General features: G+C 41.7%; 14 protein-coding genes. 6 read left to right on the top strand and 8 right to left on the bottom strand.

What is annotated here, in order from left to right:
* Nucleotides 1-2: 2 nt before the first annotated feature.
* From Q7U33_RS11355 to Q7U33_RS11335, 5 genes are all read right to left on the bottom strand, one after another.
* Nucleotides 3-884, bottom strand: coding sequence for a RimK family alpha-L-glutamate ligase (locus Q7U33_RS11355; RefSeq protein WP_304861006.1), 882 nt, complete (start codon nucleotides 882-884; stop codon nucleotides 3-5).
* A 58-nt stretch (nucleotides 885-942) separates the two neighbouring features.
* Nucleotides 943-1,923, bottom strand: a complete 981-nt coding sequence (mch, locus tag Q7U33_RS11350) for a methenyltetrahydromethanopterin cyclohydrolase (RefSeq protein WP_304861004.1) — start codon at nucleotides 1,921-1,923, stop codon at nucleotides 943-945.
* A 49-nt stretch (nucleotides 1,924-1,972) separates the two neighbouring features.
* Entirely contained in the window at nucleotides 1,973-3,028 is a 1,056-nt protein-coding gene (locus tag Q7U33_RS11345; RefSeq protein ID WP_304861001.1) for an ATP-grasp domain-containing protein, read from the bottom strand.
* Between the two features lie 98 nt (nucleotides 3,029-3,126).
* Nucleotides 3,127-4,044: an NAD(P)-dependent methylenetetrahydromethanopterin dehydrogenase gene (locus tag Q7U33_RS11340; RefSeq protein WP_304860998.1), complete on the bottom strand. Its 918-nt coding sequence runs from the start codon at nucleotides 4,042-4,044 to the stop codon at nucleotides 3,127-3,129.
* A 61-nt stretch (nucleotides 4,045-4,105) separates the two neighbouring features.
* Nucleotides 4,106-5,095, bottom strand: coding sequence for a beta-ribofuranosylaminobenzene 5'-phosphate synthase family protein (locus Q7U33_RS11335; protein WP_304860997.1), 990 nt, complete (start codon nucleotides 5,093-5,095; stop codon nucleotides 4,106-4,108).
* Between the two features lie 413 nt (nucleotides 5,096-5,508).
* Here Q7U33_RS11335 and ppsA point away from each other — a divergent pair, with 413 nt between their 5' ends.
* Nucleotides 5,509-7,887 (top strand): phosphoenolpyruvate synthase, encoded by a 2,379-nt coding sequence (gene ppsA / locus Q7U33_RS11330; protein WP_304860994.1) that lies wholly within the window; start codon nucleotides 5,509-5,511, stop codon nucleotides 7,885-7,887.
* A 19-nt stretch (nucleotides 7,888-7,906) separates the two neighbouring features.
* Complete coding sequence (locus tag Q7U33_RS11325; protein WP_304860992.1) at nucleotides 7,907-8,722, top strand: pyruvate, water dikinase regulatory protein; 816 nt, start codon at nucleotides 7,907-7,909, stop codon at nucleotides 8,720-8,722.
* A 70-nt stretch (nucleotides 8,723-8,792) separates the two neighbouring features.
* On the opposite strand, the gene Q7U33_RS11320 is transcribed toward Q7U33_RS11325, so the two are convergent.
* Nucleotides 8,793-9,278, bottom strand: coding sequence for a glutathione peroxidase (locus tag Q7U33_RS11320; RefSeq protein WP_304860990.1), 486 nt, complete (start codon nucleotides 9,276-9,278; stop codon nucleotides 8,793-8,795).
* A gap of 152 nt (nucleotides 9,279-9,430) precedes the next feature.
* Nucleotides 9,431-9,826, bottom strand: coding sequence for a fluoride efflux transporter CrcB (gene crcB, locus Q7U33_RS11315; RefSeq protein WP_304860988.1), 396 nt, complete (start codon nucleotides 9,824-9,826; stop codon nucleotides 9,431-9,433).
* Nucleotides 9,827-9,920: 94 nt separating this feature from the next.
* Here crcB and glgA point away from each other — a divergent pair, with 94 nt between their 5' ends.
* The gene (gene glgA / locus Q7U33_RS11310; RefSeq protein ID WP_304860986.1) at nucleotides 9,921-11,378 is read left to right on the top strand and encodes a glycogen synthase GlgA; all 1,458 of its coding nucleotides are present in this window, start codon (nucleotides 9,921-9,923) and stop codon (nucleotides 11,376-11,378) included.
* Between the two features lie 153 nt (nucleotides 11,379-11,531).
* Here the strand turns inward: glgA and orn are convergent, their stop codons facing one another.
* Nucleotides 11,532-12,092, bottom strand: a complete 561-nt coding sequence (gene orn / locus Q7U33_RS11305; protein ID WP_304861079.1) for an oligoribonuclease — start codon at nucleotides 12,090-12,092, stop codon at nucleotides 11,532-11,534.
* 110 nt (nucleotides 12,093-12,202) lie between these two features.
* Between orn and Q7U33_RS11300 the strand changes: the two genes are divergently transcribed.
* From Q7U33_RS11300 to rsgA, 3 genes are read left to right on the top strand one after another with little or no spacing between them, the layout of a single operon-like run.
* Nucleotides 12,203-13,453, top strand: a complete 1,251-nt coding sequence (locus Q7U33_RS11300) for a M48 family metallopeptidase (protein WP_304860983.1) — start codon at nucleotides 12,203-12,205, stop codon at nucleotides 13,451-13,453.
* Between the two features lie 25 nt (nucleotides 13,454-13,478).
* Nucleotides 13,479-13,787, top strand: a complete 309-nt coding sequence (locus Q7U33_RS11295; RefSeq protein WP_304860979.1) for a cytochrome c — start codon at nucleotides 13,479-13,481, stop codon at nucleotides 13,785-13,787.
* Nucleotides 13,729-14,703, top strand: coding sequence for a ribosome small subunit-dependent GTPase A (gene rsgA / locus Q7U33_RS11290; protein ID WP_304860976.1), 975 nt, complete (start codon nucleotides 13,729-13,731; stop codon nucleotides 14,701-14,703). Before Q7U33_RS11295 ends, rsgA begins: the two co-directional genes overlap by 59 nt.
* Nucleotides 14,704-14,708 lie beyond the last annotated feature (5 nt).

Raw genomic sequence — 14,708 nt, 5'->3', positions numbered from 1 at the left:
ATTCAATTAAGTTTATCCAGGAAATCATCAACGAGCACTTCAGCAATATTAAAATCAGTAACGCTCTGCAAGCCGCGCCAAGCGGGAATGCTATTCACCTCTAATACATAATATTCGCCTGTCTCAGCCTGAATAACATCGACACCGCAATAATCTATATCAACGGCTTGGGCCGCTTTTAAGGCAATCTCTATCATAGCCTCATTGGCCTGCACAGCCTCACAACGCCCACCAGCAGCGACATTATTGACAAATCCGCTACCGAGCCTACGCATGGTTGAAATCACTCTACCAGCAATCACAAAGACACGATAATCATGTGGTGAATCAGCCGTTTCAATGAACTCTTGAAAATAATAAACGCCATCCACATATTGCTGCATAGGCACAGGCAAAGATTCATGCGCACTGAGTTTACGAACACCCTGCCCTTGCGAGCCAAAAAGTGGTTTTAACACTAATTGTTGATTATTTTTTTGCGCTTGCTCTCGCACCATTCCTGCTTGCGACCTAGATTCACATACCCAAGTAGCTGGTGTCATCACATCATGCTCACGTAATAAAAAACTCGTCATCGCTTTATCAACAGTGCGTTCAATTGCGCGCACTTGGTTATAAATACGAACGCCTTGCATCGTAAGCATATGCAACACATTTAAGCGGGTAATGACCTGCGGTAAAGTTCCGCCAGCCACACCGCGTACAAATGCCGCCTGTGGTTTGGTATCAAAATATGGAATTTCGATATGTGGGCGTTGTTGCGCTAAATTAATTACGCAATCCTGTAAAGATACAAACGTAGTTTCGACACCACGTTTTGCAAATGCGAGCTTCAGCTGGTTGCCCTGCCAACCAGCATCATCTGTGAATATAGGTATTTTCAAAGCTTAAATCAAACGAATAATTAAACTAACTCAGGGCTTAAAGACATTTTTAATACGATTAGCGAAATGATAAATCAATCAAGTCTGCATTTAACTGACCAGCTTCAAACACGTTGCCTGTATCAATGTTAGTCACAGCCACTTTAGCTGGGCTAAATAGCATAGGATCGATTTTGTAAAAATCCATGTCATAGAATTTAAAAACTTCAGCAAAGGTTTTACCGTAGTCTTTAGACGCGCTACTCGGCAAATCTTGTGCTAATTTAGCCGCTGCAGCATCATCACCCTTTACTTGTAAGCTCACAAATCCGCCAAACAAAATAGCATCATTGGTACGCCCCATGCCAGTCATAAAGTCATTTGCAACTGGCGGCAACACAGCCAAGCCTGTCCCACTTACAATATTCTCAAGTGGAAAATGTAAAGTATGCGCTTTGTGTAAGGCCACTTCTAATACACGACCGACAATTTGCACTACACCAGCAACACTTGTTGTTGGCGTTAAGATGATAGTTAGCTGCTCTGGCGACATTTTAGTGTCACGTAATATTTTTTCGACAACTTCAACAGGTGGCACTTTATCTGTTTCTAAAACGATACAAGTGCTGGTACCACTATCTACATACTCAAGCTCTTTAAATAAATCTTCACGTTGCGCGAGTGCACGCGCAGGGCCAGAACCTAATGAAAAGAATTTCTCATGACTGAGCGCCCAGCCAGCATATTGGCTAGCCAAACAAGCAAACACAGGCTGCGTTGAGGTCACGGCAATTGCGTCATGCCAATCTGCAAAACGGTCGTCAGATTGCAGATTAACCACCCCTAAGCCACCCATGCAGATTTCTGCAATTAAACGACCAGCCTCTGCACAGCCTGGAAATTGAATACCTGCATCAACTAAAGTACATCCAGAAGCGTGCTTCGACACACCAACATGCAAAGTATCCGCTTGCTCTATCAGTCTTTTTACTAATGGCGCGCTAAGCTGATTAACGCTAGGTTTTGTTGCTAATATTTGTGATGAAGGTGTGTTTTGCATTTTTTCCCTTTAGTTCTACTCAATACCCCTAATTAAGGATAGCTTTTTTCTAATTGGTAGATTGTAATAATTTTTTAATCTGCCGCACTCTAGTTAGCACTTCTTTTTTTGCTGCATCTGCATTATCTGCATACGCAAACACACTGCAAACTGGAGCACCAGCCATAATTTTCAATGGTGTATTTATTTGGATAGGACTATCCGTCACCCAACTTGGCCAAACCATTCCAGCCATTAGTACTACATCAATATCAGCATACACAATAGCATGCGCCTTAGATTTTACACCTAGCTCATGCTGAGGCTGGCGACCCATGCTATCCAACTGCTGATTCAAACAGGCCTGTGTATGGCGATAAAGTAAAGCTTTATCATCAACCCCATACAAATCAACCGTTGCACTGAGCCTAGGGTTGATTTCTAACACATACACTTGCTCTACACCTACATTCGTTTTTTGCACAATCGCATCTAGACTATTTAAACCTACCAGACCAAATGCAACTGTTAACTGCTTAGCCGCACTTAACAACTGCTGCTGTACATCTACGGATAGATCAGCATGACTCACTGCGCCGCCATAGCGGAACGATACATGCTCATTAGCGCTTAACCACTGCTCATTAAACCCCACGAGTTCAACTTCATCACCATTGGCGATAAATAATAATGAAACAGACAACCCTTCAATTTTACTTTGGAAGTAATGGTTCTCTAATAAGTGACTTTGTATCGACTTTGCAGGTTTTATATGTACACCACCACTACCACCAGAAAACTTATATACATACAAACTTAAATCAGCATCAGCAGGTAACTTCTCATAAGTTTCAGGGTGCTTAATGTTCAGCTTTTGCATAGTCGCAAAAAAAACACTCGCACTTTTGACAGCCATTAAAGTAGCTGTGGAATTACCAATCACAGGAATTAGCTCAGCCACTTTTTGCAACAAATCAGGCTGCGCTTCAAACCCACTTCCATACACTAAGCCAACAAACTGGCTTAGTTGCATCAACTCTTTATCTAACTCATGGAGCTTCTGCAGTAGATCATCCGCATTAAATCCAAGGTCGCCATAACTTACAACCAGCGCTTTCTCTGCCAATGCAACAGTTTGCTCATCGGAAAATGCATCAATAGCAAAAACATTGTATCCAGCATTTACCGCGGCCTCAACAAAAGGCCGCGCTGATAAAGCAATGATTAAGAGTGAACTTTTAATAAGTCACGTGCCAACTTAAATGCTGCAGCAAATTCTAAGTACTTAGGTTTTTCAAACGGCTGGTCTGTTGGCATCATTTGTTTAAGTAGTTGATGTTGGGTGTTATATTTTAACTGCCCAACCGCAATTGCACCAATACCGTAAATATTGGTACCCTCAATTTTCACACCATCATCACTTACGCCCACACCTTGCACGCCAAGCGGTGCAACTGCATTAACATCAGCAACCACTTTTAGATTTCTCGCAAGTGCTAACTGCTCTTTGCTAATCACTTGTATACCCGCCGCCGCAGAACAAATCACGATATCAGACTGAGCAAGAATTTCTTCTTTCTTCGCCTCGGTTGTACCGTCCACTACTTTCATATTCACTTGGTATTTTTCATTCCAAGCAGCAGCCTTAGGCTCAACAGAAGCCACTGAGCTATGCGCAACCATTTGCACATTAGCGCCTTGTTGCGCTGCAATAATTGATGCACAGCTTCCAACTGGACCTGTAGAACCAAATACACTTAAGGTTTTACCGCTCAAGCTTTCACCAAAGTTTTCTTTAAGGTGTGCTTCTACTTTTGCAATCATCGCTGCAGCTGTAGTAAAAGCGCCTGATGGATCAGCAAATACAGAACAAGCAAAAGGTGCAAACATCGCTTTCTTCGCAGCAGTAAGCATATCCATCGCTAAATCGATATCACGACCACCGATAAAAATACCCTCACGCTTCACACCAGAGAGACCGCGTGAGAAAATTGCATCTTGCGTTAAGCCAGTGACCTCAGAGAGCTCAACATTGGTATAAGGCATAATTTTGTCAAAACCAGCGTCAAAAGCCATATTGACATCAAACGGACTAGCGTTCTTAGCGGCTGTGAATAAATGCAAAATGCTAGCTTTTTCCATTGTTACTTTCCTTAAATGTTGTATGTTTGTGTTAATTTTATAAACCTAACTGTTGTAAAGTTTATACGGTTATCTCTAATTTATTGAATTTTGCACCATGATTGCATGCACTGCAAATTTTCCATGAAAGCGCTTGGTCGGTAAACTTTGTTTTCAGTTGCTGCAAATGCTGTTCTGCGTCTTGTTTATTGGCGAATATAGCAAAACCTGTTGGCCCCCATGAGCTCTGGCCAAAACATGGCGCTCCCATTGCCTCAAGTCGCTCAAGCACTGCACTGACCAACCTACTCGCGTACCGTCCCCCTTGCACAGGTAAAAAATAGTCTCCTACATGTTGCTGCAACACTTGTATGCTTTGGCCAAAAGCAATTAAATCCCGCTCAACTAAAGCTGGCATCGCCTGCATCAATACATGTCTACATAAATGTGCAGCTAAATTTTCTGAGAAAGCTGGAAGCTCGTTAAATGCAATTTTCTCTTGCTCACCATGAATACCTGGCTCACTTGTATCAAAGATTAACAATATAGCCCACTCTTTAGGAAAATCATACCTTGCTAGCATCGGTGGCGGGCTCGCATGTGTCGCAGAGAGCGCTCGACCACCATCAATCAACAACCCACCATAATCAAACGCAGAGATACCCACACCAGAGCGCCTGCCACGTCCCGTCAACGCAGCAAGCTGCATCGTATTGAGGTTAAGCTGATATAAATAATTGATAACAGCACCAGTAGCCAGCGCCATTTGTGTGCCAGAACCTAGGCCAGAGTGCTCTGGCAAGGACTCGCTAACATTTATTTCAACAGCCTCTGCAACATTCATGGCGCCTAAAATCTGTCGTGCAACTGCAGAAACCCTTGAAATCACAGATTCAGGTACAGAATCAGCCCCAGATACGTTAAGTACCTTTGATGGTTTGGCAGTCATTACCAGGCTAGGCTCAGATAGGCTCAAACCAATACTGCCAAATTTGCGGCCTAAGCCACCATGCAAATCAAAAAAACCCATATGCAAACGACCACTGGTTGACACTTCAATACTTGCGGTCATTGATGGTGCCTACTAAACTGAGTATTAGTAGGACCGATAATAATTAGGTCGTTTTGTTCTCTGTAAGATTGCATAATGATAAGACTGAGTAATGAATGTGTTTATTGATGATAATTTTAGCTATCCACGACATTTTAGCTTAGCCTAAGCAATTTTCATAATTCTCAAGACTAATGTTCCAAGCATTAATGGTTAAAGTATATTTAAAAACCAAAGAATTTATTCAATGTGTAGTTTTTCAGGTGACAACCCCAACATAATTAGGCAAAATAAGGGATTATTAAAATAATCTAACGCATGTCATCTCCCCTTCTGCTCATAAGGCATAGTCAGTGAAATGAATTAAGTCTTAATGAAGCGCGAGTTTAAAGTTAGAAAACTAATCATTTGTTAGAAACATCTAAGGAACTATCATGTCAGCCCACGTTATTCCATTTGAAAATTTACGCAACGTAGACGTACCTTCAGTCGGCGGTAAGAATGCATCGTTAGGTGAAATGATTTCTCAGCTAACTGCAAAAGGTGTAAGGGTCCCTACTGGCTTTGCTACCACTGCAGATGCATATCGTGAATTTTTAGCTCAAAATGGCTTGGATGCCAAAATCAATGCTGAACTTGATAAATTAAACGTCGATGACACACAAGCACTTGCCATATGTGGTAAACAAGTGCGCGAGTGGATTATGGCAGCACCATTCCCTGTGGCATTAGAAAAAGCAATTGCTGAAAACTACGAAATCTTGACAGCTAAATCAGGTAACGGTGCTACGTTTGCAGTTCGTTCATCAGCGACCGCAGAAGATTTACCAGATGCATCTTTTGCTGGTCAGCAAGAGTCGTTCTTAAATATTCAAGGCTTAGATAATATCTTGCACGCAATTAAAGAAGTATTTGCTTCTTTATATAACGACCGCGCAATTTCATACCGCGTTCATAAAGGCTTTGTTCACGCTGATGTTGCACTTTCAGCGGGTGTACAACAAATGGTACGTAGTGATATTGGCTGTGCAGGCGTCATGTTTACGATTGACACTGAATCAGGCTTTAAAGATGTAGTGTTTATCACATCATCTTACGGCCTGGGTGAAACTGTAGTACAAGGTGCAGTAAACCCTGATGAGTTCTACGTACACAAACCAACCTTAGCACAAGGTAAACCATCAATCGTACGCCGCACCATGGGTTCTAAATTGATTAAGATGGTATTCAGTGATGCAACTCGTGCTGGCAAGAGTACACATACCATTGACGTGGATCCAGTTGATAGCGACCGCTACTCATTATCGAATGAAGATGTATTAGAACTTGCTCGTTACGCAATGACCATTGAACAACATTACGGCTGCCCAATGGACATCGAATGGGGTAAGAATGGTGTAGACAATAAGCTCTATATATTACAAGCACGTCCTGAAACCGTAAAATCACAAGAAGCAGTGAACAACGTGACAGAGACTTTCAAACTGAACAAACATAGCGAGAAACCACTGGTGGTAGGTCGCGCTGTTACGCAAAAAGTAGGCGTAGGCCCTGTGCGTATCGTGCTTGATCCAGCAGACATGCACTTAGTGCAACCAGGTGACGTATTGGTGGCTGACATGACAGACCCTAACTGGGAACCAGTGATGAAACGCGCAAGTGCTTTAGTCACTAACCGTGGTGGCCGTACCTGCCATGCAGCGATTATCGCGCGTGAACTAGGCATTCCAGCAATTGTTGGCGCGGTTAACGCTACTGATGTATTACGTGAAGGTGAAATCGTTACCGTATCATGTGCTGAAGGTGAATCAGGCTTTGTGTACCATGGTGAGATTGAATATGACGTAAGCACGCAAGCTGCTGCTGCACTTAAACCTGCCCCATGTAAAATCATGATGAACGTTGGCAACCCTGATATGGCGTTCAGCTTTGCTAAAACACCAAATGATGGCGTAGGCTTAGCCCGCCTAGAATTTGTGATTAACAACATGGTAGGCATCCATCCAAAAGCAATTTTAAATATGGATGCAATGCCAAGTGCGATTCAAGCAACGATTAAAAACCGCTCACGTGGCTATGCTTCACCTAAGCAATTTTATATCGACAAAGTAGCTGAAGGCGTTGCCACGATTGCTGCTGCGTTTTACCCAAAACCTGTGATTGTGCGTACTTCAGACTTTAAATCTAATGAATACAAAAAGTTAGTGGGCGGCGAGATTTACGAGCCAGATGAAGAAAATCCAATGATTGGCTTCCGCGGTGCGGCTCGTTACATGGCAGAAGACTTTAAAGAGTGCTTTGCAATGGAATGTGTTGCTATGAAAAAAGTACGTGATGAAATGGGTTTAACCAACGTTGAGTTAATGATTCCTTTCGTTCGCACTATTGCTGAAGCAAAAGCAGTGACTGAAATCATGGCTGCAAATGGTCTGAAACGTGGTGAAAATGGTTTACGCCTCATCATGATGTGTGAAATTCCATCTAATGCATTGCTTGCAGAGCAGTTCCTCGCTTACTTTGATGGCTTCTCAATTGGTTCAAATGACTTAACGCAACTAACTTTAGGGATGGACCGTGACTCTGGCATACTTGCAGATGGCTTTGATGAACGTAACGATGCGGTAAAAGTGTTACTCAAAATGGCCATCAGCACCTGCAACCGTTTAGGTAAATATGTAGGTATTTGTGGTCAAGGCCCGTCAGATCATCCTGACTTTGCGGAATGGTTAGTAGATGAGGGCATTAAATCTATCTCACTAAACCCAGATACAGTTGTAGCTACTTGGCAGCTTCTCACTAAAAACAAAAGCTAGTCAATATGGATAAACTGTCATGATTAATCGTACTGCATTCTTTATTTCGGACGGCACGGGTATTACGGCAGGCGCATTAGGTAAGTTGCTGGAACACTTTCCTAGCACTCATTTCAAGCTGGTGCGCCTCCCATTTACCAATACGTTAGAGAAGATAAAACTAGCGCAAGATGCCATTGCGTTAGCAACTGAAGAAGACGGTGGGCGACCAGTAGTGATTATGACCTTAGGCGACATTGCCTTGCGTAATGCGTTAAAGCAATGCAACGCCTACTTTATCGACTTGTTTAATACTTTTATTGACCCTCTTGGCTTAGAGCTGGATCAAAAACCCCTCACTGGCGCTGGTATTGCGCATAGCGTCATGGGCAGTAGCTATAATGAGCGCATGGAGGCGATTAATTTTACGCTTAACCATGATGATGGAATGACCAACTCAGGCCTAGAAGAAGCTGAGGTGATTTTAGTTGGCGTCTCACGTTGCGGTAAAACACCCACCAGCGTTTATCTTGCCATGCAATTTGGGGTTAAGGCAGCAAACTACCCGCTTATCCCTGAAGACTTTGAACGTGGCACATTACCCGCAGTACTACATAAACACTTAGGTAAGATTTTTGGGTTAACCATTAAAGCTGAGCGACTTCATGCTGTTCGTAACGAACGTAGAGCTGGAAGCTTCTATGCTTCACTGGATAACTGTCGCCAAGAAATTACAACCGCCGAGAGTTTAATGCGAACGGCAGGAATCACTTGGGCAGACTCCACTAGTCGCTCTGTTGAGGAGCTTTCAGCGATTATTCTAGAAAAGATGAGACATCCTGCAATTAGCAAATAGTAGCTCAGGCTCTTCAATATAATAAAAAGGTGCAACAAGCACCTTTTTATTATATTCATCTAAGCAACTTTTATTTCAAACCAGACTTAATCTTACTCACAATTTCTACAGCATTAGGCTTTACATCACTACTAAATGCATAAACATCATTGCCACCTGGCAAAATGACATATTTAAAGAAATTCCAACTTGGCGATTGCCCTGTTTTTACGATTAGCTGCTTATAAAATGGGTTAGCTGTTTTACCACTCACAGAGGATTTAGTGATCATCGGGAATTTAACTGAGTAAGTTAACTTACAAAAATCACCAATCTGCTTATCATCGCTTAATTCTTGCTTAAAATCATTTGAAGGAAAACCGATGACCAGCAAACCACGATCTTTGTATTGACTATATAAACCTTCTAAAGCTTCAAATTGTGGCGTGAAACCACACTTACTTGCTGTATTTACAACTAAAATTGGTTTGTTTTGATAATCACAAAGATTAATTTTTTCACCTTGCAAGGTTGAAAACTGATGATTGTACAAGTCAGAGCAAGCAGCATTTGCCATGTTAGCCACCGATAGAAGAGTCATTGAAAGTAGTACTGACAAACTCAAGCTTAAAGTATTAGTTAATAGTCGCATTTTCACTCGCAGTAGAATATAAAAAACATTGATAACACTACGACTAATTCCCTAATACAAAATTCCACTAAACTTCATTAATGTTTAAAATATTGCACCGCAGCAACCCCTAATGCCGCCATTAGCAACGCTCCAAATAGGTGAGTAAACGTATGAAAAACGGCCAAGTGATACTCATGCTTATGTAATAAAGATAAACTTTCACCAGTAAAAGCAGAAAATGTAGTGAGCCCACCGAGGAAACCAGTCGTGACAAATAACCGCAAGCTTGGGTGATCCAAACTACCTAGACCAATTAAACCCATTGCAACACCCATCAATAACCCGCCACTAAGATTGGCTATTAAAGTACCAAGTGGCAGGTTTGGCAGAACTGCATTAAATGCAATCCCTAGCCCCCATCGACTCCAAGCACCTAATGCAGCGCCAACGCCAACAGCAAACGTATTTGTAATATTTATCGCGGAATTCATATTCTTAAACCCAGATTAGTATCGTCGTATAGTAAAATCTTCTAATAAATTTAATCAATACTAGAATAAACATAAGAACTTTAGCGAGAAAACCATGGCAATGAAAGTATTATTTGTGAGCTCCGAAGTTTTTCCACTGATTAAAACAGGTGGATTGGCTGATGTTAGCGGCTCTTTACCCAGCGCATTACAGGGGCTGGGGGTTGATATTCGCATCCTGATACCAGGATACCCTGCTGTATTGGAATCATTAAATAGCCTCAAAACATTGGCACGCATAGACAACTTACCGCATATTGGCCATGCAGAGCTACAGTTTGGCACAATAGAGGATACACAAGTCAAGGTGTTGGTGATTAAAGCACCTGACATCTATGAACGAGATGGCGGACCTTATTCAGACAAACTTGGATTGGAATGGCAAGACAATCCAATCCGCTTTGGTGTGCTATCAAAAGTCGCGTCAATATTGGCAAGCAACCACTCTCCTATTGATGACTGGCATCCAGACATTGTACATTGCAATGATTGGCAAACTGGGTTGACCCCTGCATATATGAAGCTCACAGAACACGCTCAGGCTAAATCAATTATCAGCCTACATAATATGGCATTTCAAGGTTGCTACCCGCCACATTGGGTGACGAGTTTAGGCTTACCTAGCACAGGTTTTAGTATTGAGGGTTTTGAGTATCACGGCCAACTATCATTTTTAAAAGCTGGAATATTTTACGCTGATGGTATATCAACGGTTAGCCCACGCTATGCGCAAGAGATTCAAACAACCGCCTTTGGTTTTGGATTAGAAGGCCTACTCAGTAAACGGGGCGATGAAATTAAAGGAATTTTAAATGGAATTGAAACCGATGAATGGAACCCAGAAACTGATCAGTATTTAATCAAGAATTACAGTGCTTCTAAATTAGCTGGCAAAAAACAAGTAAAAAAAGCATTACAGCAAAAACTTGGGCTCGATATCGATGCAAGCGCACCATTGTTGGGCGTAGTAAGCCGCTTGACACATCAAAAAGGCTTAGATATGTTGCTTCCCCATCTACAAAGCCTGATTGACCAAGGATGCCAGTTTGCATTACTTGGTAGTGGTGAAACTGAATTAGAGTTAGCGTTTCTAGAGATTGCATCAAAGAACCCAAGTCGCGTCAGCACTACCATTGGCTACAATGAGCCTTTATCTCACCAAATCATGGCTGGTAGCGATATGTTTATCATGCCGTCACGGTTTGAGCCGTGCGGCTTGAATCAGTTATATGGGCTAGCGTATGGTACACCACCCGTCGTTAATGCTACTGGCGGGCTTGCAGACTCTATTATTGATGCAAATACAGCGCACTTAGCTAACAACACTGCAAACGGATTTGTCATGGTGGAGGCTAGTGCAGATGGTTTAATTGCAAGCATTTATCGGGCGCTAGATATGTTTATCAACGCACCTAAAACTTGGAAGCAATTACAAAAAAATGGGATGTCTCAAAACTTGAGCTGGGATAAAAGTGCAACAGAGTACTTGGCTTTATATCAATCACTCATTTAAAACCACTCAAAACAAAAAGGGGATGGAAGTTGGCATGCTTAATGCTTATATAAAATCAAGCTTACATATTTCTCCTAAGCCGATTTTCTCCCCTTTGGGCGCCTTTGATTGGCGCCCTTTTTTTTAATATTAACTGGTGTTAATTATTGCTAATTACTTCACAATGAAATGTTCACGGTAATACTTAAGCTCATCAATTGACTCGTAAATATCCGCCAACGCTTCATGACGACTCGCTTTTTTAAAACCTGAATAAATCTCTGGTTTCCATCTGCGTGCAAGCTCTTTAAAAACACTTACATCTAAATTGCGATAATGGAAAAAGTTTTCTAATTCAGGCATGTATCGCGCCATAAAGCGTCTATCCTGACAAATTGAGTTACCACACATAGGCGATTTTCCAGCTGGCACATGCGCTTTCAGGAACTCAATCATTTGCGCTGAAGCTTCCGCTTCACTTAGGGTTGAAGCTTTTACTTTGTCTATTAAACCTGAACGACCATGAGCGCCTTTGTTCCATGCATCCATGCCATCTAATACTGCATCAGTCTGATGCACAACTAATACTGGTGATTCCGCGATTACATTTAAATCTGCATCAGTCACCACCGCTGCCAACTCCAAAATACGGTCAGAATCTGGGAGTAAACCGCTCATTTCCATATCAAGCCAAATTAAATTATTCTGATTCGTCGTATTGTCTGAAGCTGTCATCATGATTTCCATTAAAATGAGTATTATTAAGTAAACTTGGTGAACCATCATATCTAAAATGCTTCACAATACATATATTAACTTAATTCAATTTTTAAACGAACGATAAAATGGCTTACACACTCACGATTACATTCATTACACTGCTAATTGCAACCACATTTGTGCGCATATGGCTTGGAAATCGACATATTTCATATGTGCAGTCACATCGCAACCAAGTGCCTCAGGCATTTAGCGAAAACATTGCCCTAGAGGCGCATCAAAAAGCGGCTGATTACACTACGGATAAAACAAAATTAGCGCTATTAGAGGCTACTGTACAATCCATATTGTTAGCAGTGTTAATAATCGGCGGCGGTTTACAGTGGATTGATGATATATGGCGCAATCTAATCATTAACCATGAAATTGCACGTGGCGCACTCGTGATTGTGAGTGCAATGCTTGTGAGTAGCCTGATTGATTTACCATTTGAGTATTACAAGACATTTGTTGTAGATGAGAAATTTGGGTTTAATAAAATGACACCCAAGATGTTTTTTAGTGATCTTATTAAACAAAGTGTTGTAGGCATTGTTTTAGGTGCGCCTATTCTGTTTGCTGCCTTGTGGTTAATGCAAGGCGCTGGTGAATATTGGTGGTTATACCTTTGGGTAGTTTGGAGTGTATTTAATCTACTGATGCTTGCAATTTATCCAACATTTATCGCGCCATTCTTTAATAAATTCACGCCGCTTGAAGATCAGAGTTTGAAACAAAGAATTGAGACATTACTCACTAAATGTGGCTTTAAATCGCAAGGCTTGTTTGTGATGGACGGCTCAGCACGCAGTAGCCATGGCAATGCTTACTTTACAGGGTTTGGCTCATCTAAACGTGTCGTGTTCTTTGATACGTTGCTAGATAGACTGAATCCAGATGAAATTGAGGCAGTGTTAGCGCACGAGCTTGGTCACTTTAAACATCACCATGTAATTAAACGCATCGCCATGATGTTCTTCGTGAGCTTTTTGGGCCTAGCATTGCTCGGCTGGCTCATGAATCAGCCTTGGTTTTATGCAGGTCTTGGCGTGACCGAAATGAGTAATTACATGGCGCTGGTTTTATTTTTATTGGTTTCACCAGTATTTCTATTCATGTTGAGACCAATCATGGCTAGTTACTCACGCAAGAATGAATTTGAAGCAGATAACTATGCGGCTAAACATGCAGATGCTAAATATTTAATTGAGGCGCTAGTGAAGTTATATCGCGACAACGCCTCTACATTAACACCAGACCCACTACATTCTGCTTTTTATGACTCGCATCCGCCAGCAAGTATTAGAATTTCAAAATTAGCGGCGTATACTAGTTAGCAACGTCTTTGAAAAGGTGACCTAGATGAAATTATTGCGATATGTATTATTGCTGTTAATCACTAGCAGTGCATCTGCGGAACCTTTTCAAAATGCGGATGCATCGGCTGGAAAAACACTGGTTAATCAACATTGTATCAGTTGTCATGCTGCTAGTTTTGGTGGTGATGGTTCGGGCATCTATACACGTGAATTGCGTAAAGTAAAAAATGCCCAAGCTTTAGCTGCACAAGTGCGTAATTGCAACACCATGTTGGGCTTAAAGTGGTTTGAAGATGAAGAGCTTAACGTTGCAAAATATCTTAATCAACAATACTATCAATATACAGAATAGCGGGCTCGTGAGTATCTCAAATAATGTGCAAGATGAAACAAGCTTGCAAGGCACTGTGGTTGCCGCTTATGGTAAACGTTTTCAAGTAGAGCTCACTGAAACCAAGCAACGTATCAGTTGCGTGACCCGTGGTAAAAAAACTGATCTTGCTTGTGGTGATTTAGTCACACTCAAACTTACAGATAAACATGAAGGCGTAGTTGAATCTACCCTACCCCGCAAAACCTTGTTGTTTCGCAGCAATGCGTTTAAAAGCAAAATGCTCGCTGCTAACGTAACGCAAATTATTATTGTATTAGCGACACAACCTAGCTTTTATGAGGCATTGCTTAACCGCTGTTTAATTGCAGCAGAAGCCGCAGGCATTAAAGCATTAATTGTACTTAACAAGTGTGATTTAGCAGATAACCATGATGCGCTACAGAAGCTAGCGCTTTATACTAAACTGGGTTATCAGGTATTACCATTATCAGCAAAACAAGATATTTCTAGCCTTAGACCCTATTTACAAAATGAGGTCAGCATTTTAGTGGGGCAATCTGGCATGGGGAAATCAACCATGATTAATGCGCTGTTGCCAGGCGAAGCCGTACGCACTCAAGAAGTCAGCCAAGTACTGGACAGCGGTAAGCACACAACCACCGCGGCTCACTTATACCACCTTGATGCAAGTAGTCGGCTCATTGACTCACCAGGTCTACAAGAGTTTGGTTTGCACCATTTAAGCACAGATGAGCTTGAACATGCGTTTATCGAATTCAGGCCATTTCTTGGAAAATGTAGGTTTAATGATTGTAAGCACCTGCAAGAACCTGACTGTGCAATCACTGAAGCACTAGCGCAAAATAAAATATCGGCAGAAAGACTAGCAATTTATAAAATGTTACGTACTGAGATTACTCACTCAACACATTAATCTAT

It is taken from the genome of Methylotenera sp., from assembly GCF_030653755.1.
Lineage (GTDB): Bacteria > Pseudomonadota > Gammaproteobacteria > Burkholderiales > Methylophilaceae > Methylotenera.
This window is presented reverse-complemented; position numbering and strand designations above follow the sequence as displayed.